The organism is Thalassotalea ponticola (assembly GCF_041379045.1).
Taxonomy (GTDB): domain Bacteria; phylum Pseudomonadota; class Gammaproteobacteria; order Enterobacterales; family Alteromonadaceae; genus Thalassotalea_A; species Thalassotalea_A ponticola.
In genome coordinates this window covers 1852139-1875983 of record NZ_CP166871.1, presented here as the reverse complement: position 1 = coordinate 1875983, position 23845 = coordinate 1852139, and the positions used below count along the sequence as shown (strand labels likewise).

The window sequence follows — 23845 nt, the reverse complement described above, 5'->3', positions numbered from 1 at the left end:
TTATGCGATCGCTTCTTTTTGCAAACTACCTTCTTTGGCGCCGATAGTTTTGAACATGTTATAAGCCATCAATAAAAATCCAGTTACGACGAAACAACCACCGACAAAGCGGATGAAGTAGAACGGATAAGAAGCTTGCAGTGATTCAACGAAGCTGTAGGTTAACGTACCGTCTGTGTTAACAGCGCGCCACATTAGACCTTGCATTACACCTGAGATCCACATGGCAACGATATAAAGCACAATACCCGTGGTGTGCAACCAGAAGTGAACGTTGATCAATTTGATGCTGTACATACGACCTTGACCGAATAACACCGGAATAAGGTGGTACATAGCACCGATAGATACCATCGCAACCCAGCCTAGCGCACCAGAGTGTACGTGACCGACTGTCCAGTCAGTGTAGTGTGATAACGCATTTACTGATTTGATAGCCATCATTGGACCTTCGAACGTTGACATACCGTAGAACGACAGCGATACGATAAGGAAACGCAAGATTGGGTCATGGCGAAGTTTATGCCATGCGCCTGATAGGGTCATGATACCGTTAATCATACCACCCCAAGATGGCAAGAATAGCACCACTGACATAACCATACCCAAGCTTTGAGTCCAGTCTGGTAGAGCAGTGTAGTGTAAGTGATGAGGTCCCGCCCAAATATATAGCGATACAAGCGCCCAGAAGTGAACGATTGATAAGCGGTACGAGTATACCGGACGTTCAGCTTGTTTTGGTACGAAGTAGTACATCATACCTAAGAAGCCCGCCGTTAGAAGAAAGCCTACAGCGTTGTGTCCATACCACCATTGCATCATCGCATCTATTGCGCCTGAGTATAATGAATAAGACTTGGTTAACGTCAATGGAATCGCCATTGAGTTACCGATGTGCAGAACCGCAACCGTAATAATAAAGCCACCGAAGAACCAGTTAGCCACGTATACGTGAGACGTTCGACGCTTGTACAGGGTACCGAAGAAAACAATGATGTAAGAAATCCACACCAAGGCAATAAGAATATCAATCGGCCATTCAAGCTCGGCGTATTCTTTTGACGAGGTAATACCTAGCGGCAAGGTAATGGCCGCAGCGACAATAATCGCTTGCCAACCCCAAAAGGTGAACGGGACTAACGGACCGCCAAATAAGGCAGTTTTACAGGTGCGCTGGACAACGTAGTAAGACGTTGCAAACAGAGCGCTGGTACCAAATGCGAAAATTACCGCATTGGTATGTAAAGGACGTAAACGAGAATAAGTCAGCCATGGAGTTTCAAAGTTTAGCGCCGGCCAAATCAGCTGCGCCGCAATTAAAACACCAACGAAAGTGCCGACAATACCCCAAATAACCGTCATGACAGTAAATTGGCGCACAACTTTGTAGTTGTAATCCATTTCTGCGAGATTACTTTGACTCATATTAAAGGTTCCACACTTATAGTTATTAAGTTGATGTGAGCGTTAAAGGTCACTAAAATCTGTTAAAACTGACGCTTTATACCGATCGTCGTTAACCTATAGTTATAGTTCAAAAAAACAACACACGCATATTGTTATTTATCGGGTGCGATAATAACGACCTAAAAAGCATATGTCACGTGAAGTTGTGGGAAATTCTGACCTAGATCAAGAAAATTTAGTAAATTGTAAAATGTATTAGCAAACTGGTTAATTTTTATCAGTTTTTTAGTACCTGATGGAGTGAATTTTGACCAGACGTTTTATCTTTGCACTAGGCGTTGTTCTGTGTGTCGTAGCCATTTGGCTATTTGTTTTTTATTTACCCTCGCCACCCCTCAAGGTGACATCAACGACTCTGCAATCTGCAGTTGGCTGTGATTTTAGTGAAGATCAATGTGTAAGAAATATCGGTGATACTGTCTACCGCTTAACAGGGACACCATCGGTGTTTAAAGTGGAGACACCGATGACGTTTACATTGCAATCAACTGCCTTGAGCGCTTTGTCGTCTGTAGAGGGACATTTAGAAGGCAGAGATATGTATATGGGAAAAATACCGTTGTTTTTCACATATCAAAATGGCAAATTCGTCGCTCAGACAATGGTTGGTGCATGCACAGAATCATCGATGATTTGGACCATGCACCTTGTTGTTGAGCAACCAAACGGCAGCGTTGAACAGTTGACGTTTGATCTGCAAAGCTTTAATTAAATTATTGGTTAAGATATTAATAACCAGATAGCGACGACGGACATTAAGGTGGCAGAAATACGGTTTATCAGTTGTACGTTTTGGCGTTTGGAAATCAACAAACCCAATGACTTACCACCCGTAGCATAGAGCATCATACAGGTAAACTCCGACACTAGAATAATGCTCACTAATAGGGTTAATTGAGGTGTCAAAGGTTGATCAGCATGAATAAATGGTGGCAACAAAGATACCATAAACGCCCAGCCTTTCGGGTTGGCGATGGCGGTAACAAATCCCTGAGAGAATAAACCTGACCGGGCTAGGGTTTGGTTACTGTCAAGCGTGTCGGGAATGGCCATTTTTCCCTTATTCATCCACATCTGATACGCGATAAACAAAAGGTAACCGCCACCGAGCAATTTAAACACATTAAATGCCAGTGGATATTTGAACATAAGCGCGGCAACGCCTAATACTGCGGCAATGGCTACGGTGGCAACACCGAGTAACTCGCCCCACATCATCCACATAGTGCGACGCACGCCAACACTCATCCCCAAGGTAAGCGCTAATGTCATACACATACCAGGTGTAATAGAGACGAAGAAAAAAGTGGGAATAAACAGACTTAAAACAGCAAGATCCATAGCAACTAATGCCGGTGTTTAAACAGTGCGCTAATGGTAAATAAATCAGAAATTAAAAGCTATCAATTTATCGTTAGCGACTTTATACATTGCAAGGTTCAGCAACCTTTGCTATCCCGTGATGATTAACACTAGGCGTCTGGCACAATACCATGTGGTTATCGCTTGGTAGGTGTATCGAGTGTCGTATAAAAGATGTATAAATTCTGCCGACTTGTCGTTAGCCTAAGTTTGATTTTACCTTAAACACATTGTTACACGGCTTTTCTTACTAATTTCTGATACCAAAACGAAGCCATCAGAATGAACACGCCTATCCCCATAAATAAAATCACCTTTTGCCAAAGCAGTGCATTAGCGGTATCTATGAACGCTAACTTAATGATCCCTAACACAATCAAGCCAAAGCTGTACTTTACCGTAAATAAGCGTCGATCATTGACAAATAAAATAACAGCGCCATGGACAGCAAACACCGGGGCTATCAATAGATCTAATCGATATTCATTTAGTGAAGCAAACAGTGTGACATAAGTGACAGCAGCTATCGAGTGTAGGAATAAGTTACTATTGAGACCTAAAAGGCTACTTATTTTTGTATTGCTAATAAATGTGCTGTTTCGGTAAGCAGCTACAAGTAAAAATATTAGTGGAATACTCGCATACATAGCATCGGATGCGGTTAACCACCAAGCGGTAACAATTAATATGCCGTTCACGCAGATAATAGTGTATTCGTTTCGTTTTAAGTGTTCAGAGTGGCCGAGCATGGCTAACAACCCCACCCAAATCAGCGACGCTGCGACAAGGCCTATCAATATGTTTGTACTGTGAACGCCTATGATAGTTGGAACCGCAAGACCGAGTGATATCACGCCGCAACTGCATATGAATTGGCACAGTTGTGATTTTGAAATCCGTTTATTAAAGTAAAAAGCGGTACCGTAAAAAGTAATAAAGCCCATTAGCGCAACGAGACTATAAGCGAGCTCCATTTGACCGACAATAACCACAAGAGCCAAGCTCGCTAAAGCGGCCAGTACTTTTGTTTCTTTAATCAATAATTGATGCTTGGTTTTGGTGGCAAGATACAGTGATAACAGCGGTGACAACCATAGCAGCATTAGTGCATTTTCATCCAACCGACGTATTGTCGAGCCGACCCAACACAAAGGAAGCAACATATAAAATAAAATTCGTGCGGATTCTGCGAAGCCTTTAATTGCACTATCTGGCTGATATTTACGATAAAATGCAGACCACAACCAAAGCTGGATAAAAGCGGAGATAACAGCAAGTTTGGCAAATAATGGCAACGTCATAAAGCGATAGCTATCAACCATTAATGCACCGCTAAACGCGTAGAATAACGGAACTGATATTAAGGCGGCAGCAAAGACTTCAATGGACACTTGTTTGCATTGCTTAGCTCTAAACAACCAAAGCAATTGCAGTAAGATAACTGTCGCACCTGTCCAATTACCTAGCCATATATCGAGAGTCGCTACAGCCAATACAGATAACCACACAACCTCAAGTAACTGTAACAAAGGCTTGATCTTGTTTTGTGTTAGTTGATCAAAAACGTCTGATGCGTTGACTAGGCGTTGCCAAATACCAATAACGGCTACAATGACTATCGATAGCACCCAGCCATCAACTGACTTCAATGCGGGTAATGGGAAATACAGAGCTAATGCTGACCAGCAGTACACCAGCGCCAAAGCGGTTAAAGCTTGTCCCTGATTGATCACCTTGGTCATTTCATATCTGCGACCAATATAAAGCAACAATAACCCTTCAACAGCCCATGCGATGCCCCAATACGCATCGCTAATAGCGCTAATGATAGCTAAGACCGTCCACACGGATGATAGCAAAACAACAAAGTGAGTCAGGTTGTGTCTAATTTTATAGAAAAGGATACTGACACTGGCAGCAATAACGGCATTCAACGCAAAACTTGCACTCATCTGAGTTGAAAATAGCTCACTGGCTTGAAAGAAAAACAACAGCGTAGCGCCCACCAATGCAGCCAGTAAGGCAATAGCTTTGTGATTTGAATCGTCATTTCTAACTAAAGTAATGACAATGTATGTGAAAAACAGCAGGTAAAATAAATTTACAATCCAGGCTGAAATACTTACCGCTTCTATGCCAATAGTCCACTCTAATGCAACGACACAAAAAGCAAGACTTAAGTTAGCAAGCCATGGCTCACTTTTTTTATACGCTAATATCAAACTACTGGCGGTAACAAATGCCAAAGACAGTAAAAAATACAAAGGCTCTATTTGGATGGTGTTCGACAAAATAGGCATAGTGGCGATACCTATAATCCCAAGACCCGCCACAATTTTAGTATCCAACCAAATAGCTAAGAAATGGCAAACTAGTGCTATTAACAAATACAGGAGTAACACCACTATATTGGGGATTATCCCGTACACACTGCCTGAAAAGTATATTGTGCTATAGGACAATAAGATGCCTAAAGTAACAATCGCTGTAGCGAACTCACTAAAGCGCGTATTGATCTTCAAGCGTATGCCAACGGCCATAACAAGTATTGCTGCCATGCACATTAATAAAGATTTGGTGCCCGCGCCAAGTTGATCAATGAGTAGCTGCATTAGATAGCCAAAGCCAGCTAAGGTTAAGCCTATTCCTGCGAGGGTAAGGACAAAAATACCAAGTAAGCCGCGTTCTTTGTATGACTGATATACTTTGGTTACCGGAGAGAACCAATCGAATAATGAAGATAGAACAATTTGCAAAAACGAAGTGAAAAATGATGGTTGACGAGCAACAGAGTCTTCAGGTCGTCTGTTAAGAGCTCGGTATTCGTCAGCTGATTCAGGTAATTGCGCCTCTGTTTTCAGAGCTTCATTTTGTAGTTGAACAGCGCTATTGCTATCAACATCAATAAAACTTAAACTGTGCTCATTCTGTTTGGGGTTTTCGTCCTCAAGCAGCTTATTCAACCGCGTCTCTACAGAACTTAGTCTTTCATTAAACTGAAGTTTTAGTAATGCTAACTCAGATTTAAGCGCTTTAACTTCTTGATTCATTAGTACGTCCTGTAACGTTCTTATTTCATTTAGCCGAGCAAGCACAAAGACTATTTACTACGTAACACTTCGGCTAAACATTGAGTTAGCAACTTATCTATAAGGTGAACTCATCACTTGTTTTTTCATTTGGTTAAACCAGTGGCAATCGCTTCTTAGGCAGTATACGGAAATAAACACTTTACCTCTCATCTCGCAAAAGCCACTCGTCACTGTATTATTAATCAATAACTTACGCTATATTTCCGACTGACACAAGCGTGTCATAACTCGCTCTAAACGGTTTGATAGTAAAAGCTGTGGTCTGATAATTTTTTGTACAATATCGTATTCCAACCCGATGTGATTGTAATCACCAGAGTTAGGTGTCGTCGCCTTAGAATAAAGAACAACGCCCCAATGATTATCTCCTAAGCCACCAAATATAACGTTTATACTGTTGTCAGCCGCTTTAGTGATCGCGGCTACGTTGTGCTTCGCCATTATACTTCTTAGCTTTTGAGAAGCCTGAGCCAGAACCATCATATCTGGCGATTGCTCTGGCGTAGATATTTTATAATTGCCAGAAGGCGCGAACCCTGCGTGTTTGGACGGATAATAAGTGATTAATTGAGTAGGGCTAAAGAAGGTATTATTTATTCTGTATACGTTTGGTGTTGTTTGCTGAACGATTAATAAGCTATCACTCTTGCTGATACCTTTAATCTCTTCAGCTGAGTCTTTCAAAAACTGCTCGATGCGCGCAATTCTGTCGTTTTTACATTTCTGTTCTTTGCAGATTGCTATACTAGGCAAGTTAGATAGTTGTTTTTTATCAATATTTAAAAGTGCTCTGCCGAATACGCCGAAGTTGAAATTTGAGAAATCTCGCAGGTGTTTTTTATTGAGTTTGGTCGGTCGTACATCCAACAAGCTAAAGGGGTAAAAAGATGGCAAATAGGCAAGCTGGCGTTCCGTGCTAGGAAGCATCTCTCTTACGTGTTTGATTAATGCCCGGTACTTTTTATCAACCTCATTAGTGAAATATACTGGCGCACCGGCGTATGCTGTTGTACTGAACAAAAAAATACAACCTAAAAGACTATTTCTTATCATTTGTAACTTAAATCTCTATAAAATAACAAGCACGTGTTGTTTAAAGCTTTATGAGCACAAGAGCCCGTTTCACTTTCGCTTATCGTATAAGATATATTAACTCTTTCAATACGTTAACGTCGATTTAGTGCCTAATTCGGCGCTTTATAATTATCTAAGATACTCGTACTATGAAGAGGTAACGCTCGTATAAACAGCAAGTAATACTTGGCTAAAATCCGCGAGGAGAGAGCGAGCTAAGTGTTACGTTTCCGCCCTTAATGCACACATTAGATCAGCACACTGTTTAACATTAGTGCAGGCATAAACAGCACTGCCGCATAGAAAACTGAACCAGTGACTGCCAATGCTATACAGCTAAATGTTGCCTGAGTTAAGAATATTTTTGGCTGTGCCGCTGCACATGAGCGAATTAACCCAATACAAAAATACGCCTCATTTTTAATTTTGAGATAAGTTGATTGAAGCTTTAGAAGCAGTGGCTTGTAATAAAGTAGTAAAAAACTGAAAACGAGCTCAACGCCACCTAAGTCTGCCAAAAATATCAGTTCTGGAGCAAACGGCACTACGACTGATATAGCGGCAATAAAAAGTTGCTTTTGAAAAGCGCTTAATTCTCTCCACATGAGATTACATCCTTGTGCTTGTAACGCCCTAATGATGGGCTGAAAACTTTGGGTTAAAATTAGTGACGCAAGACCTGAGCTCACAGTTTTTAGTCCAAATGATTTGCTTGTTATGTAACGACTAGCACTAGCCTACTGAGTCCTGTTTAACTTCCTTATTACTTATGGGAGCAAGCAAAAAATAGAGTATTACAGCAAACCATGAAATACATACAGTGCCTATTAACCAAGCCAACTTCTCAGCTCCTGAAGTTTTACGTGACCTAATAATCAATGCAATAGGTACAATCCATATTAAAACCCACGTGAACAAAACTGCCCAAATACTAATTCCATTCATGACAATATCTTCTTTTTTTAAGTTACCAATGCCCGCATAATAGCTTGCTAAAATTGTGTAGCGAAGCGGAACTCAACCAACTGATAAAAATCCTGCTTCATTGCCTTGTTATACATACCTTACAACAGGCCATCGATTATTTCGAAACAACACATTCTTTTTTAATTTCACCTTCAGAATCGATACAGGAAGCCAGGTCTCTTTTTACGCAATTACTTTCTGAATCAGTAAACAGGGCCCTAACAGTACCATTGAGTAGTGCATTAAAAACGCCAGAATCTTTAGAGTTGACTGCGCCATCAGTAAAATTACATGCTACCTCTTCATTGGAGACTGATGAACATGAGGTTAGAACAAAAGATATAACAATAAGTAAAAATTTATCCATATTTAGATTTACCGTGAAACTCCATGTATGTATAACGCCATTACTAATGGGCGCATAAATGCTTGGCTAAACTTGTGTAGCGAAGCAGAACTGAGCCAAGCGTTAGCAGTCCCTTCACTTAATGCGCTTGTTAGGATTTAACTTGAAATACACTCTGCTACATATTGAGTTGGTGATGTTGAAAAATCTAATTGAAGAGTTGTAACTACAGGTGTTTGAGAGCTATTTTGTTTAGTTGCTTCCCATCTAAACTGTTTCAAAGATTTGATAGCAGCAGTATTAAAGATTTTTTCTGGAACAGATTTTATTATCTTAATATTCTTAGCTTTACCTGAAACAATAGTAAAAGAAAATTCAACACAACCACTTATATCATCTCTTGCAGCACTAATTGGATATTGAGGATAGCTTCTCTTTTTAACTGCCCAGTAATTTTCTGTTTGCGCTACTTCTTTAGTTAAATCTATAGCATTAGCGCTTACTTCACCTAAGTCTGGTTCCGCTGTATTCGCACACCCAACTAAAACACTAACCAATAGTAAATTGTATAATTTCATAATCATTCCATTTTTTATTCACGATGCAGGATTAAATCCTAATGCCGCAATATTGGGCGTATAAATGTTGGCTAAAATTAGCGAAGAATGAGCGCCAGCTAAGCTTTAGACGTCCCACACATAATTGCCTTGTTATGTTTTTTGTGCACCATTGCTTAACAATAGAGCTACCAGCAATGTTGGAATTGCAGCATACATTAAAGGTGCTACAGCAAAGCCCATAAATACTAATAGATACACTAAGAACAAAACTATAGGCAGAGCAAAGTAAAATAGGTTTTGCTTGGTAAATAAGATAAATGCTTTACGTACGGCATATACAATAATTAAAGCTAAAGTTGACGCGAACAATACGATTAAAATATTTGAATAGTAGGAGACTACAAACTCATTATATGGTCGGAGAAATTCTGGTACAGGCATAGCGGCAACAACACCTGACAACCAAACAAAGATATAAGCGAAAGAACTACCCAGTAGAAATGAAATAACATTTTTGTACACATTGGTCATAATTGACTCCTTCCTTGTGAAAAACATAACAATTTAATAGTGCGCAAATTGCGCATTTTTCTGCCACGCAATCGCTCACTTTTCTGATTACTACATTTTTATCAGATTAGCTAACCTTTTGCTAGCTAAAGAAATATTTTAAAGTTAGTAGAGTTGTCTACGGACAAAAATGCGCAAATTGCTCATTTTCCTGAATATAGGGGAAGTTCGTTGGTTCTGGATGTAAAAACAGTATCAAAAGAAAATATTCAATGTCTGTTCGTCATTCAAAGAGAACGTCGCGTCCGCTTTACCTTGATTAGCGGATTTATTATGGTGATCAAATGCGTTAAAACATAGTAATTATCGGCTCGGTTAAAGAATCGCGTGCATGAGGGCAGGGGAGTATGAAGACAGAACAAGAACTACAACAATACTTATTAGAGAAACGCGGAGCGACGTTAGATTTTCCTTTTGGTAATGACGTATCTGTATTTAAAGTGAAAAATAAGATGTTTGCCTTGCTAACGCATCGCAACGATATGTTGATGATAAATTTAAAGTGCGATCCAGACCAAGCGCTAATGCTTAGAGATATATTCTCCGCAATAACAGCGGGATATCACATGGATAAACGACATTGGATTAGTATTTACTTTGATCCAAATAACCCCGTACCGGATAACGAAGTGTTGCGACTCGTCGATCAATCATACAGTCTGGTGGTAAAAACATTAGCAAAAAAATTACAAGCGCAATTACTATAATCACACTAGCAAAGTGTTATTGAGTTTAATATAGATAGTTTGAAGGCTAGAATAGCAAAAAGCCCGCTAAATGCGGGCTTTTCTATGGTGGTTCCCCTGGTCTGTCTTGAGCAGACGGCGCATGGCCATTAATCATTCGCCAGTCCACCGCCGGAGGGCTGATGTGTATCGATTTGAAATACACTGAGCCAGCAAATTTATTTTTTTATTACAAGTTAGAAAGCAAAAAGCCCGCTAGATGAGGGCTTTTCTAAGGTGGTGTCCCTGAACTGACTTGAACAGACGGCGCATGGCCATTAATCATTCGCCAGTCTACCGCCGGTGAGCTGATATGTATCGATTTGAAATACACTGAGCCAGCAAATTTATTTTTTATTACAAGTCAGAAAGCAAAAAGCCCGCTAGATGCGGGCTTTTCTAAGGTGGCTCCCCTGGTCTGATTTGAACAGACGACACATGGATTAACAGTCCACCGCTCTAACCAACTGAGCTACAGGGGAATGATTTTGTTTTAGAGTAAATCAACTCTTTGAAAGTGGCTCCCCTGGTCTGATTTGAACAGACGACACATGGATTAACAGTCCACCGCTCTAACCAACTGAGCTACAGGGGAATGATTTTGTTTTAGAGTAAATCAACTCTTTGAAAGTGGCTCCCCTGGTCTGATTTGAACAGACGACACATGGATTAACAGTCCACCGCTCTAACCAACTGAGCTACAGGGGAATGATTTTGTTTTAGAGTAAATCAACTCTTTAAAAGTGGCTCCCCTGGTCTGATTTGAACAGACGACACATGGATTAACAGTCCACCGCTCTAACCAACTGAGCTACAGGGGAATAAAACTTTATAACCGCTTCTACTATACGAAATTTTATAATATCAGCCATTATTTTTGAATCGACGTTATATCAATTCTATAAAGTGGCTCCCCTGGTCTGATTTGAACAGACGACACATGGATTAACAGTCCACCGCTCTAACCAACTGAGCTACAGGGGAGTAGTATTGCGCTGTGCGCTAACGGAGCGGAATATTATCTATCTCAATGTTGCCTGTCAACAGGAAAAACAAGAATAAATAACATATTTAATTCAACTGCTTGTTTTGCGTACAGTTCGCATTGAAAATAGACGCTTACAGACGACGAGAGATTGGTCGCACCGAGGTATAAGTTATCCACTAAATTTGTGGATAACTGTGTGAGTGGAAGTGTAAATGACCTGTACAGTATTGTTTAGCAAAGAAATTTTATTCTCGCTTGCACCGCTATAAATAGCGTTTCAATAAATAATACAACAGCTTAGTTTTTGTTGGTCATAAAATGACCATGTGTTTTGGGCTGAATATTGACTTAGCTCAACTCCCAATGGTCGATCAGCTCTCGAGCCAGTTGTTCATTCGCATTGTCAACGAGCACGCGTACTAAGCCGACGGCTTGTAATTCACCGACGCCACCTTGTAAGTGCTCGCCGTGAATATACGCTTTTATCTCAGCTTGTTCGAGTAAGTTGGCAACTAGATGTGCTTGTATGGTATTCGACGCGTCAAAAACACAAATCATTGATCCTCCTGTGCTACGCTTTTTTGCGCAAACTATGCGTATTTTATCGCCACTATTGGTTAAGAGTACGCCAAGAACGGTTGAAATAACAGTTGCGGTAGATGGTTGCGCAGAGACATTTATTTATATCTAGTGTCACCAAACCGCTTTCACGACGCCAGTACTCTCGGCGACAATAAACACCGATAAACGACGCATGGCGATTAATTACAGGTTTTGTTAGCAACCATGGGCACAATATTTTACAATAGAACTCTTTGATTTTTCTTACCGGTTTCGTTCGTTAATGACCTTGAGCAGCAAAGCAAAACAACGCGATTTATTAAACGGCGATGTAGGCCAGACGTTAAAAAAAATGACCATACCGATGACGTATGGCATGGTTTTACTAATGACCTTTAACTTGGTTGATACCTTCTTTGTTGGCTTATTAGGTACAGCGCCTTTGGCGGCTATAAGTTTTACCTTTCCAATTACCTTTACCGTGATCAGTATGACGATTGGGCTGGGTATTGGTACGTCTGCGGTTATCGCTAGAACATTAGGTAAAGGCGATAAAGAACACGCGCGCGATATTGCAACTGTTGCGTTAATGGTCGCCTCGATTATTGTCATAGCGCTGTCGGCAGTCGGCTATGCGTTTTCAGCGCAAATATTTACTTTACTGGGCGCGAAGCCTGACTTGCTACCTCTTATTCACGAGTATATGGATGTGTGGTTTATTGGCAGTGTGGGCTTGGTTGCGCCGATGATAGGTAACGCTATCTTACGCGCTTCGGGAGATACGCATACTCCGAGCGTGGTTATGGGCAGCGCTGGCTTAATCAATGCAGTGCTTGACCCCTTGTTTATTTTTGGTTGGGGACCCATCCCTGCTATGGGTATTCAAGGGGCGGCCGTTGCAACGCTGGCTTCGTGGTCTGTGGGTTGGTTTTTTATTATTTATGTGTTGGGCATTAAAGGCGATCTCATCCACATGAATTTGCCCTCAAAACAGGTATTGGTTAATTCTACTCGGCAGATCCTAAAAATTGGCTTACCAGCGTCTGGTGCCAATATGCTCACACCCATTGCGGCAGCAGTTATGACCGCTATTGTTGCCACGTATGGAGAGTCCGCTGTGGCGGCGTTTGGTGTGGGCTCTCGAATTGAGTCAATTGCGTGTTTGGTGGTGTTAGCTCTGTCGATGACATTACCGCCATTTATCAGTCAAAACTTTGGCGCTGAAAAACTCTCGCGAGTCGAACAGGGTTATAAAGTGTCGGTTAAGTTTGTCATGTTGTGGCAACTGCTTGTATATGCCTTGTTAATCGCGACGGCACCGTGGATATCTGCGGCGTTTGCCAAAGAACAAAACGTCGCCGATTTGATTACGTTATTCATCTATATTTTGCCATTAGGCTATGGGCTGCAAGGTATCATTATACTGACTAACTCGTCTCTCAATGCCCTACACAAACCGATGACTGCCTTAGTGCTGTCCGTATTGCGGTTATTTGTGTTTTACCTGCCATTTGCTTACCTTGGCAGTATTTTATTTGCACTAGAAGGGTTATTTATTGGCGCCGTAGTGGGCAATCTATTAATGGCCATAGTATCGTATTACCTATTTACCAAACAGTTTCGCTGTTCTGATTAATTGACACGTCATTGAAGAGGCAATAATGACTAAAGATTTTCAACTTGTTTCCGACTATCAGCCAAGTGGCGATCAGCCGACTGCAATAGAGCAGTTATTAGATGGGCTCAACAGTGGTTTAGCACATCAAACGCTATTAGGGGTAACGGGCTCGGGGAAAACCTTTACAGTGGCTAACGTAATCGCTAGCGAAAATCGCCCAACAATGATTTTAGCGCCAAATAAAACCCTGGCTGCGCAGTTATACGGAGAAATGAAAGAGTTTTTCCCACATAATGCGGTTGAGTATTTTGTCTCTTACTACGATTACTACCAGCCAGAAGCATACGTGCCAACCACTGATACATTTATCGAAAAAGACGCCTCGATAAATGATCACATAGAACAAATGCGTCTGTCTGCAACGAAGGCGTTAATGGAGCGTCGCGACGTCATTATTATTGCATCGGTGTCTGCTATTTATGGTTTGGGTGACCCTGACTCATACTTGAAAATGATGTTGCATTTGCGCCAGGGCGATATTATTAATCAACGAGATATTTTACGTCGATTAGCCGAATTACAGTACACCCGTAACGATGTGGCGTTTCAACGAGCAACCTATCGTGTGCGCGGTGACGTCATTGATATTTTCCCTGCTGAATCAGACAGATTGGCCTTGCGGGTAGAGTTGTTTGACGAAGAAGTCGAGCGGATCAGTCAATTTGATCCTCTAACCGGTGAAGTGGAAGCGGTGTTACCGCGTGTTACCGTATACCCAAAAACTCACTATGCAACCCCGCGAGAGCGCATTTTAAAAGCGGTGGAAGAGATAAAAATAGAGCTCAAAGAGCGCGCGCAACAATTAAAAGACAACAATCGATTAATTGAAGAACAACGCATTGTTCAACGTACCCAATTTGACATTGAAATGATGACCGAACTCGGTTATTGCTCGGGTATTGAAAATTACTCGCGCTATTTATCCGGGCGTCAGCCGGGCGAAGCGCCTCCGACCTTGTTTGATTATTTACCCGACGATGGTCTGCTGATTATCGACGAGTCGCACGTCACCGTGCCGCAATTAGGGGCGATGTACAAAGGCGACAGATCGCGCAAAGAAAACCTAGTCGAATACGGATTTCGCTTGCCATCGGCGTTAGACAATCGACCGATGAAATTCGACGAATTTACGGCGCTAGCACCGCAAACCATTTATGTTTCAGCGACACCAAGCGACTATGAATTAGACAAAAGCGGTGGCGAAGTAGCCGAGCAAGTGGTGCGTCCAACAGGCTTGCTTGACCCCGTTATTGAGGTCCGCCCTGTAGATACTCAGGTTGACGATTTACTCAGTGAAATCAAAATTCGCGTGACGAAAAATGAGCGGGTGTTAGCGACCACATTAACCAAGCGAATGGCAGAGGATTTAACGGATTACTTAAGCGAGCATGACGTTAAAACGCGTTACTTGCACTCTGATGTTGATACGGTTGAACGCATGGAAATTATTCGAGACTTGCGCTTGGGTAAATTTGACGTGCTAATTGGTATCAACTTATTGCGCGAGGGGTTGGATATGCCAGAGGTATCCTTAGTTGCCATTCTCGATGCCGATAAAGAAGGCTTTTTGCGTTCTGAGCGCTCTCTCATACAAACCATAGGTCGTGCGGCTCGTAATCTCAATGGTATGGCTATTTTATACGCTAACTCTGTTACCCGCTCGATGAAAAAAGCCATCGATGAAACCGAGCGTCGCCGCGCTAAACAGCAAGCCTACAACGAGAATCACGGTATCACCCCGAAAGGGCTAGTGAAGAAAATTGCAGATATCATGGGCGTTGATACCAGTGTTGGTAAGGTAAACCAAGTAGCAGAGGCTAAAACTCACCAACCGGCGATGAGTACCGAGCAGATAGATAAGCAAGTGGCAAGCTTAGAAAATGAGATGTTTGATCACGCGCGTAATCTGGAGTTTGAAAAAGCTGCAGCATGTCGAGATGAGATAGCTAAGTTACGAGAGTTGCAACTAAACACCTAATATAAAACAACATCTTAAATTGCGTGTAGGAATTGCGAGTAAAGTACTTTGCTCGACTTGGCGCGTAACCAAACGATGTGAGAAATCAATACTAAGCCAGAAATACAGTCAGTGGTCTGTCAGGCTTAGTATCGGTTGCTGAAGACGGATACTTCCTTTAAAGGTACAAGACATAACGAAGAGGTCGCGCCGAAGCGCGTGAGCCATGCGCCGTTGGATAGTCGGTTCGTTACTTATACTCTGTTTGAATAAAAGGTAATGATCTCAGCAATGTCTTTGCTGCTACACGTTGGCAGATTGGCAATGTCATTGATGATCTGGTCTTGTATATCGACGGGGAAAAGCATCAATTGTTCCAAATATAGATGAGCTTGCAGTTCATCTTTGTCAGCGAGTAAGTGTTGTAAATGCTTTGCGTGATGACGCCAAACCGATGCCATAAGCCCTCCAAAAAACTTTCTGAGCCATTGTTGAGTATAGGTCACAAATTGCGTTACAGCCCGTATTTATCAGTGTTGACAACGATTTTTGTCGGCCAATTGTTCGCTTGCTTTTGAAGATTGATCTGCCTAGTTGCAAAATGGCATTAGCGTTTTTTCCTGTGCAGGTAGCTTAGCGTTTGATACTGTTAACAAAATATAAATCACCTAGCTAAACAACCGAGAACCGTAGCCATTATTCTCCCATCACCAAGTACTCCATTGCAATGATAAACGCCTGCAATTGGCAATTGGCAATAGGCAGGCGTTGGTGTTATCAAAGCGTTTTCAGAACACACTAACAGAGCTCTAAACTAAAAAGCTGCGTGTCATACACCACCTAGCTTGATGGCGATACAAAACGCCAATTCTACATGATTTACACACGATTTACCTCGTCTTAAAGCAACTCGCGTATGGTTATACAAAATGACAGATATAAGTTAACCGGAAGATTAAAATAATGAAATAATTGAATTTTTTTTTTGTTTTTTTTTATTTTGATCCTAAGCTTAGTTTTACATTGGTTATTTTATGTTCACTTTAGGGTTGTTTTTTCAAGGCGTAAATATAGACAACGTGCTAGAAAATTTGGATGCGAACAACGGGTAAAACCTTAAGCACGACCCAATTTACGACAAGTATCAAACGCTTGATGCCATAATGATGAGCCACAATAGCCCCTGATAATAAAAAAAACGAGGTTTGGGTGCAGCGTCTTAATACTGCCTCCTATGCGCAAAAACAAAAAAATTATGCGATAGGCTTGGTAACGACGAAAGTAATCGACAATGACAATGATCAACCTGTCAATAGAGATATTGAACTGGGTTGCTTTTGCTGTATTCGTTTGTCGCACCAAATCCTGACAACCGATTTTATTGATGCTCGCTTATTTCATTTCAACTGGTTAAACAATTATCGTTTGCCTGCTCGTTCCTCTAATTACTGTTGGTCCATAATTCGCTTCTCTTTAGCCATCGGCGTTACCGTGTGGTTTGCTTTAAGCCAACGCGCGCACGTTATCCGTCTTTGCCGAGTAACAACCTCGCTAAAGGAGTTAGCACACGATAAGGAAGGGGCCTAACGTTATGGCATTGCAATTCGACAGTCTTCGCAAAAATATCGTGTTTTTAGTGGTGGTACTTTTGTTAACCGTGCAAGGGGTTTCTTTGTATACCACCTATCTAGCGAATAAACGCCTAGAAGAGCAACAACTTAAGTTACAACTTCTCAGAGCCGAAACACTGCTACAAAACGAACTGGAAAATCGCAGTTATTACACTTTGGCGTTTGCTGAAACAGTCGCTAAAGATTCGGATCTAAAAAATGCATTTTCTGCGGATGAGCGTCGCATTTTACTGTCCCTCGATAATCACCGTCAGCGCATCGAAGCTGATATTGCTATGGCGCTAGATGGCAATGCGCGGGTTATTGGCCAACTGTTAACAACAGATGCTCAAGGCGAACAAGCCAAAACAGTATTGGGCCAACAAATCGGTGAGCAGTTTGAACATCGAAACTGGTTAAGTCAGCAAAGCCAAACTCACTTTTGGCTGTATCAGGACAATCTGTACCAGTTAGTGTTATCGCCAGTTAATGATCAAGGCAAGCTGATCGGTTACGTCAGTTTTGGCTATAAAATTGACCAACGATTAGTTGATGAACTCGAAAAACTAATCAGCTTTCACGTCGGTATTGGCATGGTAGAGCATGGTCAGTGGCGTTGGATCGCAAAAAGTGAACGAGGCAACAGGCGGCTAGAGGGGTTCGCGCCAATAGCGCATGTCGATGACTACGATTTGGTGTATTCGAGTTATCCGTTGGGGAATGTCAATGAAAGCTCGCTTATTGTAACAACCTATCGTACCCGAGCCAGTTTAATTGGCGCAGTGAGCAAAGACAGCGCGGGGTTGATACTGATGATCCTCGTTATGTGCGCATTATCGTTAGTAGCAGCCTACTATATCGCAATTATTGTTACGCAACCGTTGACCCGCTTACTGCGTTTTAGCAAGGCAATTGCTAAGGGTGAGTACGAAAGTCACGTCGATGTCGGAAAAAGTAAAGAACTCAACTTACTGGCTAAGCAACTCGACACGATGCAAAACGCAATTCATCAACGCGAACGAGAAATATCGCGCCAAGCCTATTACGACCATTTGACCCAAATACCCAATCGCAATCAGTTTTATCGCGATATGAAAAGCGAACAGGGCGCTTTGGTAGTCAGCCAAATTAGTATCTGTCGGTTGTCACAAATCAATGATACCTTGGGGCATAAGGTCGGGGATGAAGTGATTTGTGAAGTGGCTCATCGCTTAAAGCAATTGCATGTTCCGCTTTATAAAACCTCTGGTAATGGCTTTATCGTGGTGTTTCCAAACTGTCAGTCCAGTCAAATCGAGCCTTGTATTAACAAGTTAATTCGCAAAGTTGAAGCATCGTTTGTGGTGCAAAACATTGCTCTACATATTCAAGCGCATGCCGGTGTTACGGTGGCAAAAGGTCAGGTTAATGCCGGTCAGATCCTCAAAGAAGTGGACTCGGCGATGCAACTGGCTAAACGGATGAATGTTCCTTACCAAATTTACGATGATCAAATAGATTTAAATACCCTAGACAGACTGCAACTACTCAGTCGCGTCAAGCCAGCACTCGAAAGCGATGAATTTGTGTTACATTTTCAACCCAAGTTAAATTTGGCCGATAACCGCATTGATGAAGTCGAAGCGCTAGTTCGTTGGCAACATCCGGTACACGGTTTGTTAAAACCCGATCGCTTTATGCACAATATCGAACAAACCGGTCAAATGAAGGCGCTGAGCATATGGGTGGTCAAACATGCGATTGCCCAATACTTGGGCTGGCGTAAACAAGGGCTAGATATTAAAATCAGCGTCAATATATCCCCTTGTAATCTGGTTGATCGGGATTTTTGCGATGAGTTGATCGACATTGTCATTAATCAGAATAATCTTGCTAGTGCGTTGATTTTAGAAATCACCGAAAACGCCTTTATCGATGAAAATTCAAACGCCATGGAGAATATCCAATTGCTAAAAGAGCAAGGCATTTGCCTATCTATTGACGATTACGGCACCGGGTATTCATCACTGGCTAAGCTGAAAAGTTTGACGGTGGAGGAGTTAAAAATCGATCGTTGCTTCATCCATAATGTGGTCAGTGACAGCACCGATCAAATGATTGTCCGTTCGACCTTGGAGTTGGCTCACAAATTGGGCCTGGTTGTTGTCGCTGAAGGCGTTGAAGATGAAGAAACGCTTAAATGGCTACTAGAGCACCATTGTGAAAAAGCACAAGGCTACTTTATTAGCCGTCCGATGCCTGCCCAGGAGTTTGCTCGCTGGTTGCGTCGTTCTAAGGGGTATTTCACCCAAAACAGCAAACAACCGCGTAAAAAACTATCGGCCAAGCAGCATATCACAGCGAACAATTCCAGAACCAGACAGCCTCAAGATTTTACCTTGCCCGCTGCAACGGTGCGCAACGCCAGCGTTGGCTAAATGAGGCCTGTTACTCGTATAACAGCGGGTCTGTGGCGTTGTTTTTAGCGAATGCCTCTAGGCGCTCTTGGCAGGCACCGCACTTACCGCAAGCTTTGTCACGACCGTTATAACAAGTCCATGTTTTGCTGTAGTCTAATCCCATCTTTAAGCCATCAGTGAGAATGTCAATTTTACTGTCTCTAAGGTATGGACTGTAAATTTCTACGGCTTGGTAGTTGGCGATTTGACAAACATCATTCATCTTTTCAACAAATTCAGGCCGACAATCGGGATAGATAGCGTGATCGCCGGAATGAGCGCCGTAATACACTTGACTTGCGCCAACCGATACGGCGTAACCGACGGCCAATGACAACAAAATCATATTGCGGTTCGGTACCACCGTTGATTTCATACTCTCTTCTTCGTAATGACCTTCGGGAATGTCGATGTCATCGGTGAGTGATGAACCACTAAGTAATTGGTTAATGGCGGTGATATCAATCACCTTGTGTTCAATAGACAATTCAGCACACACCTTGGCGGCAAAATCTATCTCCTTAACGTGCTTTTGCCCGTAGTCAAAGGTGAGGGCATATACCTGCTTGCCATCGCGCAACGCCTTATTTAATACGGTGAATGAATCCATACCACCTGAATAGATGACGACAACTTTATTTGCAGTGATTTCTGACATTTTTCAGCCTTTTGTTTGATAAGATGAGGTATACTAAACGTATCTCTGCTTAAAACTATAATTTTACTCGAAAATCCTCTGGTACCAAAGTTTATTATGACCCAATACAAAATTAACGAATTGTTTGAAACCATTCAGGGTGAAGGCTCTTTTACCGGTCAGCCATCTATTTTTATTCGACTACAGGGATGTCCCGTTGGCTGTAGTTGGTGTGATACTAAACACACTTGGGAGATAAACTTAGAATCACAAGTAAGCACCAATGCGGTATTAACGAAAACCGCAGAAACCGATGAATGGACTGAATTGGACGCGGATCAAATTTTACGCACTGTACAATCACAAGGTTTTCAAGCGCGCCATATTGTCATTACCGGTGGTGAGCCATGCATGTACGATTTAACAGACTTGTGTCAATTATTTGAACAACATGGCTATTCGACTCAAATTGAAACCTCGGGTACCTTTGAAATTCTGACGACGGCAGATTGTTGGGTGACGGTATCACCGAAAGTGAATATGCGCGGTGGTTACAAGGTGTTATCAACGGCGATGCAACGCGCCAATGAGATAAAACATCCGGTTGCCACAGAGCAACACGTTGACGAACTCAAAGCTTTACTGAGCCAATGTAAAGTAACCGACACCCCTGTGTATTTGCAACCGATTAGCCAAAAGGAGCGAGCTACCAAATTAGCAATAGAGACATGTATTGCTAACAATTGGCGACTATCGGTACAAGTACACAAGTACATTGGCATAGAATAACCGTAAAGGCATGTAGGTACCGGTTAGCGCACAAGATATCGATCATAATAATAATCATAAGGACCGAGTGTGACGATTGACTTTTTATTGCTTCTGCTATTGCTAGGCGCTGTTGTTGGCGTCCTTTCGGGATTACTTGGTATTGGTGGGGGCGCGCTGTTGGTGCCTGCTCTGACCGCGGTGTTCATGGCGATGGAATTGCCATCAAACAAGGTGGTACACCTTGCTTTGGGTACCTCAATGGCGTGCATTATTCTCACGTCGTTATCGTCATTTTGGGCTCATCATCGACGAGGCTCCGTGCGTTGGCCGATTGTGGGCTATATGGTACCTGGAATTTTAGTTGGAACATTTGCCGCGACGTTTATCGCGGCACAAATTCCATCGCTGTATTTAGCGATATTTTTTGCCGTGTTTATGAGTTATGTCGCGATGGGCTTGTTTATCAATAAGCCAGCCAAAGCAGGAGCAAACGTAGGCTCTCCCGCAACACTGACCTTGGTGGGCTCTGGGATTGGCGCAATTTCGGCTTTAGTCTCTATTGGCGGTGGTACACTGACGGTGCCCTATTTGAGCGCTCGCAACATACCGATTACCCAAGCTATAGGCACGTCGGCGGCCTGTGGCTTCCCGATAGCGTTAGCGGGCACCTTAGGGTACGTTATCAATGGCCTAGCAAGCAACGATATGATGTATACCACCGGCTTTGTTTATTGGCCGGCGGTGGCATTGATAGCAGTGACTAGTTTTTTTAGCGCACCTGTTGGGGTCAAACTCGCACACACCTTGTCGGTCACGGTATTAAAGAAGTTATTTGCCGTTTTTGTTGTGTTTATTTCACTGAATATGATCCGCACAGTGATTGGCTCGGCATAAGTGTTTAATGCGTAATCACATCCAAATACTCTGTCGAATTAACGGTTAATACTCGATGTTTAGGCGATACGGTGGTAACGAGTCCAACAGGTCTTTGCCGTAGCGTTTGCTCACTAAGCGTCGATCTAAAATGGTGATCATTCCGGTATCTTTTTCATTGCGAAGTAAACGACCACACGATTGAACCAATTTTTTTGACGCATCAGGCACGCTAAGAAGCATGAATGGGTTGCCCCCTTTGTGCTTTATATATTCGGCATGTGCTTGGTCAACTGGTGAGGTTGGCACGGAGAACGGCAATTTGGTAATGATTAAATTAGTTAAGTATTTTCCCGGTAAATCTAAACCTTCGCTGAAACTTTGACTGCCGAAAATGATACTTGTTTTACCTTGGTCACAGCGCTCTTTGTGCAGATTGAGTATGGCCTGCCTTGATTGCTCGCCTTGTACTTGAATGGTTTTGTACTGGGGTTTTTCGCGCAACGCGTTGGCGACCGCCTCCATTTGCCAATACGAAGAAAAGAGTACGAGATTTGCTTGGTTTTCTCGAAGTAGTGATGGCAGTTTGCTAATCAACTCTAGAGTAAACGGTTCACTGACATTGGGCTCGTGTTGCATTTTGGGTATCGTTAACACCGCGTTTTGTTGATAATCAAACGGTGAATTGAGCTTTTTATATTGTGTCCCGTCATCGTTACCTAAGCCCACTTGGCGGCGAAAGTGATCGAATGAATTTAACGCACAAAGCGTCGCTGAGCACAACACCGCAGCATCGCATTTATCCCATAGGTTATCTTGCAACATAAAGCCGACATCAATAGGGGAGGCGCTGACTAAGTAGTCGTCGCGCTTACCTGTTGTTTTTTCAATCCAACGCGCCAGAGGTGCGGCTTTTTCGCTGTCTTGTTTGGCATACATTGACCATATCTTTTCGAGGTTTTCTACGCGTTGAATTTCAAAGCCTGCTTCGGCAAGTAACGGTTCGGCCTTGTACATTTGAACATTGCCGTCTTTAACTTCCTCGAGCAGGGTATTGTAGAGTTTGTTTAATTCAGAAAAGCACTTTTTACTGGCATTGGCGATGTCTTCACCAAAATGACGCAGTTCATCGCTTACCACGCCATTTTCAAATCGGTATTGCTTGTCTTCGCCAAAAAACACATTTTGGTTGGCGTCAAAATATTCATTAACCCGGCGCAGTTCAGTGATGATTTCTTCACTTAGGTCGGCTACTTTTAACGCCGGCGAAATCGTCCGGTCTGTCGTTGCTAGCTTGTTGATTCTATCTGCTGTTGGAGCTAGGCGTTGTAACCACTCAACGGCACCCTTAACAGTGGCCATCGCACTGGCGTGATCGCGGGTAATATCAGGTAAATGGTGCGCTTCGTCGATGATGTAAATGGTATCTTCGGGCTCGGTGAGAATCTTTCCACCACCGAGTTCTAGGTCTGCTAGTAATAGACTGTGATTGACCACCAAGACATTGGCGTTGTCCATATAATCTCGCGCGCGATGAAATGGACACTGTGCGTGTTCATCGAGATGACGTAAACAGCTGTGTTTATCGCTTTGAATATATTGCCAAATATCGTTGGCTATTGGAGTTGGCCACGAATCGCGGTCACCTTGCCATTTGCCATCAACTAATGCTTTGTGCATGCGTTTGAGTAATTGCGTATCGTGTTTTGTCGGTTTGCGCTCAAACAGTGCAACTTGCTCTATGTCACTGTCACTGTCACTGTGAGTGTGATTAGCCAAGGCTAAGCGTTGGGCGCAAACGTAGCGCTGTCTACCTTTTACCAAACAAAATTCGAAGGCAAGACCAGAGTGTCGCAATAAGAATGGCAAATCTTTGTTTACTAGCTGCTCTTGTAATGCCACGGTAGCCGTTGAAATGATGACTTTCTTTTTGCGTTTTAGGGCAATGGGAATACTGCCCAAGCAATAGGCCAGCGATTTGCCCGTACCAGTACCTGCTTCAATGACTATGTGCCGAGTATTTCGATCGTATTCGCCGGCAATCGTTTTAGCGATTTCAGCAATTAAATACGCTTGCTCTTTGCGCGGACTAAAGTTTTCGAGGCTTTCACCAATTCGCTTATAAGCGGAGCGAATTGACTCCTTGGTTTTGTCACCTAGCATAAAATAA

General features: G+C 42.5%; 19 protein-coding genes and 5 tRNA genes. 7 read left to right on the top strand and 17 right to left on the bottom strand.

The features are described from left to right. The gene (ccoN, locus tag ACAY30_RS08060; protein ID WP_290250022.1) at positions 1–1425 is read right to left on the bottom strand and encodes a cytochrome-c oxidase, cbb3-type subunit I; all 1425 of its coding nucleotides are present in this window, start codon (positions 1423–1425) and stop codon (positions 1–3) included. A gap of 289 nt (positions 1426–1714) precedes the next feature. On the opposite strand from ccoN, the gene ACAY30_RS08055 reads away from it, so the two are divergent. Further along, positions 1715–2179 (top strand): hypothetical protein, encoded by a 465-nt coding sequence (locus ACAY30_RS08055; RefSeq protein WP_290250020.1) that lies wholly within the window; start codon positions 1715–1717, stop codon positions 2177–2179. Between the two features lie 8 nt (positions 2180–2187). On the opposite strand, the gene ACAY30_RS08050 is transcribed toward ACAY30_RS08055, so the two are convergent. The 7 genes from ACAY30_RS08050 to ACAY30_RS08020 all read right to left on the bottom strand — a co-directional run bounded on the left by ACAY30_RS08050 (position 2188) and on the right by ACAY30_RS08020 (position 9398). Next, complete coding sequence (locus ACAY30_RS08050; RefSeq protein WP_290250019.1) at positions 2188–2808, bottom strand: LysE family translocator; 621 nt, start codon at positions 2806–2808, stop codon at positions 2188–2190. A 254-nt stretch (positions 2809–3062) separates the two neighbouring features. Next, complete coding sequence (locus ACAY30_RS08045) at positions 3063–5879, bottom strand: DUF2339 domain-containing protein (RefSeq protein WP_290250017.1); 2817 nt, start codon at positions 5877–5879, stop codon at positions 3063–3065. Between the two features lie 237 nt (positions 5880–6116). Next, complete coding sequence (locus tag ACAY30_RS08040) at positions 6117–6974, bottom strand: hypothetical protein (protein ID WP_290250016.1); 858 nt, start codon at positions 6972–6974, stop codon at positions 6117–6119. 269 nt (positions 6975–7243) lie between these two features. Continuing rightward, entirely contained in the window at positions 7244–7684 is a 441-nt protein-coding gene (locus ACAY30_RS08035; RefSeq protein WP_290250014.1) for a hypothetical protein, read from the bottom strand. A 392-nt stretch (positions 7685–8076) separates the two neighbouring features. Continuing rightward, the gene (locus ACAY30_RS08030) at positions 8077–8328 is read right to left on the bottom strand and encodes a hypothetical protein (RefSeq protein WP_290250012.1); all 252 of its coding nucleotides are present in this window, start codon (positions 8326–8328) and stop codon (positions 8077–8079) included. A gap of 137 nt (positions 8329–8465) precedes the next feature. Then, positions 8466–8885 (bottom strand): energy transducer TonB, encoded by a 420-nt coding sequence (locus tag ACAY30_RS08025; protein ID WP_290250010.1) that lies wholly within the window; start codon positions 8883–8885, stop codon positions 8466–8468. 132 nt (positions 8886–9017) lie between these two features. Then, entirely contained in the window at positions 9018–9398 is a 381-nt protein-coding gene (locus ACAY30_RS08020; protein WP_290250009.1) for a hypothetical protein, read from the bottom strand. Between the two features lie 386 nt (positions 9399–9784). Between ACAY30_RS08020 and ACAY30_RS08015 the strand changes: the two genes are divergently transcribed. Continuing rightward, entirely contained in the window at positions 9785–10144 is a 360-nt protein-coding gene (locus tag ACAY30_RS08015) for an MmcQ/YjbR family DNA-binding protein (protein ID WP_290250006.1), read from the top strand. Between the two features lie 423 nt (positions 10145–10567). Here the strand turns inward: ACAY30_RS08015 and ACAY30_RS08010 are convergent. The 6 genes from ACAY30_RS08010 to ACAY30_RS07985 all read right to left on the bottom strand — a co-directional run bounded on the left by ACAY30_RS08010 (position 10568) and on the right by ACAY30_RS07985 (position 11708). Then, positions 10568–10644, bottom strand: a tRNA-Asn gene (locus ACAY30_RS08010). Positions 10645–10680: 36 nt separating this feature from the next. Continuing rightward, positions 10681–10757: transfer RNA gene (locus ACAY30_RS08005), tRNA-Asn, on the bottom strand. 36 nt (positions 10758–10793) lie between these two features. Next, a tRNA-Asn gene (locus ACAY30_RS08000) sits at positions 10794–10870 on the bottom strand. Between the two features lie 36 nt (positions 10871–10906). Continuing rightward, positions 10907–10983: transfer RNA gene (locus tag ACAY30_RS07995), tRNA-Asn, on the bottom strand. 86 nt (positions 10984–11069) lie between these two features. Next, positions 11070–11146, bottom strand: a tRNA-Asn gene (locus ACAY30_RS07990). A gap of 352 nt (positions 11147–11498) precedes the next feature. After that, positions 11499–11708 carry a DUF2007 domain-containing protein gene (locus ACAY30_RS07985; RefSeq protein WP_290250004.1) on the bottom strand — a complete coding sequence of 70 codons (210 nt, stop codon included), beginning with the start codon at positions 11706–11708 and terminating at the stop codon, positions 11499–11501. A gap of 286 nt (positions 11709–11994) precedes the next feature. Between ACAY30_RS07985 and ACAY30_RS07980 the strand changes: the two genes are divergently transcribed. Next, complete coding sequence (locus ACAY30_RS07980; RefSeq protein ID WP_290250002.1) at positions 11995–13347, top strand: MATE family efflux transporter; 1353 nt, start codon at positions 11995–11997, stop codon at positions 13345–13347. A gap of 25 nt (positions 13348–13372) precedes the next feature. Next, entirely contained in the window at positions 13373–15367 is a 1995-nt protein-coding gene (uvrB, locus tag ACAY30_RS07975) for an excinuclease ABC subunit UvrB (RefSeq protein WP_290250001.1), read from the top strand. Between the two features lie 233 nt (positions 15368–15600). Here the strand turns inward: uvrB and ACAY30_RS07970 are convergent, their stop codons facing one another. Continuing rightward, positions 15601–15807, bottom strand: a complete 207-nt coding sequence (locus ACAY30_RS07970; protein WP_290249999.1) for a hypothetical protein — start codon at positions 15805–15807, stop codon at positions 15601–15603. Positions 15808–16937: 1130 nt separating this feature from the next. On the opposite strand from ACAY30_RS07970, the gene ACAY30_RS07965 reads away from it, so the two are divergent. Beyond that, positions 16938–19373, top strand: a complete 2436-nt coding sequence (locus ACAY30_RS07965) for a bifunctional diguanylate cyclase/phosphodiesterase (RefSeq protein WP_290249997.1) — start codon at positions 16938–16940, stop codon at positions 19371–19373. 10 nt (positions 19374–19383) lie between these two features. Here ACAY30_RS07965 and queC read toward each other — a convergent pair whose 3' ends face one another. Further along, complete coding sequence (queC, locus tag ACAY30_RS07960) at positions 19384–20052, bottom strand: 7-cyano-7-deazaguanine synthase QueC (protein WP_290249995.1); 669 nt, start codon at positions 20050–20052, stop codon at positions 19384–19386. A 96-nt stretch (positions 20053–20148) separates the two neighbouring features. Between queC and queE the strand changes: the two genes are divergently transcribed. Both queE and ACAY30_RS07950 read left to right on the top strand, forming a co-directional pair. Continuing rightward, entirely contained in the window at positions 20149–20820 is a 672-nt protein-coding gene (gene queE / locus ACAY30_RS07955) for a 7-carboxy-7-deazaguanine synthase QueE (RefSeq protein ID WP_290249993.1), read from the top strand. Positions 20821–20889: 69 nt separating this feature from the next. Beyond that, positions 20890–21696 (top strand): sulfite exporter TauE/SafE family protein, encoded by an 807-nt coding sequence (locus ACAY30_RS07950; protein WP_290249991.1) that lies wholly within the window; start codon positions 20890–20892, stop codon positions 21694–21696. A gap of 45 nt (positions 21697–21741) precedes the next feature. On the opposite strand, the gene dinG is transcribed toward ACAY30_RS07950, so the two are convergent. Beyond that, entirely contained in the window at positions 21742–23838 is a 2097-nt protein-coding gene (gene dinG, locus ACAY30_RS07945) for an ATP-dependent DNA helicase DinG (RefSeq protein ID WP_290249989.1), read from the bottom strand. Positions 23839–23845 lie beyond the last annotated feature (7 nt).

Coding starts and splice junctions, on each gene's coding strand:
- ccoN (WP_290250022.1), bottom strand. CDS start 1,425: ATGAGTCAAAGTAATCTCGCAGAAATGGATTACAACTACAAAGTTGTG.
- ACAY30_RS08050 (WP_290250019.1), bottom strand. CDS start 2,808: ATGGATCTTGCTGTTTTAAGTCTGTTTATTCCCACTTTTTTCTTCGTC.
- ACAY30_RS08045 (WP_290250017.1), bottom strand. CDS start 5,879: ATGAATCAAGAAGTTAAAGCGCTTAAATCTGAGTTAGCATTACTAAAA.
- ACAY30_RS08040 (WP_290250016.1), bottom strand. CDS start 6,974: ATGATAAGAAATAGTCTTTTAGGTTGTATTTTTTTGTTCAGTACAACA.
- ACAY30_RS08030 (WP_290250012.1), bottom strand. CDS start 8,328: ATGGATAAATTTTTACTTATTGTTATATCTTTTGTTCTAACCTCATGT.
- ACAY30_RS08025 (WP_290250010.1), bottom strand. CDS start 8,885: ATGAAATTATACAATTTACTATTGGTTAGTGTTTTAGTTGGGTGTGCG.
- ACAY30_RS08020 (WP_290250009.1), bottom strand. CDS start 9,398: ATGACCAATGTGTACAAAAATGTTATTTCATTTCTACTGGGTAGTTCT.
- ACAY30_RS08015 (WP_290250006.1), top strand. CDS start 9,785: ATGAAGACAGAACAAGAACTACAACAATACTTATTAGAGAAACGCGGA.
- ACAY30_RS07985 (WP_290250004.1), bottom strand. CDS start 11,708: ATGATTTGTGTTTTTGACGCGTCGAATACCATACAAGCACATCTAGTT.
- ACAY30_RS07980 (WP_290250002.1), top strand. CDS start 11,995: ATGACCTTGAGCAGCAAAGCAAAACAACGCGATTTATTAAACGGCGAT.
- uvrB (WP_290250001.1), top strand. CDS start 13,373: ATGACTAAAGATTTTCAACTTGTTTCCGACTATCAGCCAAGTGGCGAT.
- ACAY30_RS07970 (WP_290249999.1), bottom strand. CDS start 15,807: ATGGCATCGGTTTGGCGTCATCACGCAAAGCATTTACAACACTTACTC.
- ACAY30_RS07965 (WP_290249997.1), top strand. CDS start 16,938: ATGGCATTGCAATTCGACAGTCTTCGCAAAAATATCGTGTTTTTAGTG.
- queC (WP_290249995.1), bottom strand. CDS start 20,052: ATGTCAGAAATCACTGCAAATAAAGTTGTCGTCATCTATTCAGGTGGT.
- queE (WP_290249993.1), top strand. CDS start 20,149: ATGACCCAATACAAAATTAACGAATTGTTTGAAACCATTCAGGGTGAA.
- dinG (WP_290249989.1), bottom strand. CDS start 23,838: ATGCTAGGTGACAAAACCAAGGAGTCAATTCGCTCCGCTTATAAGCGA.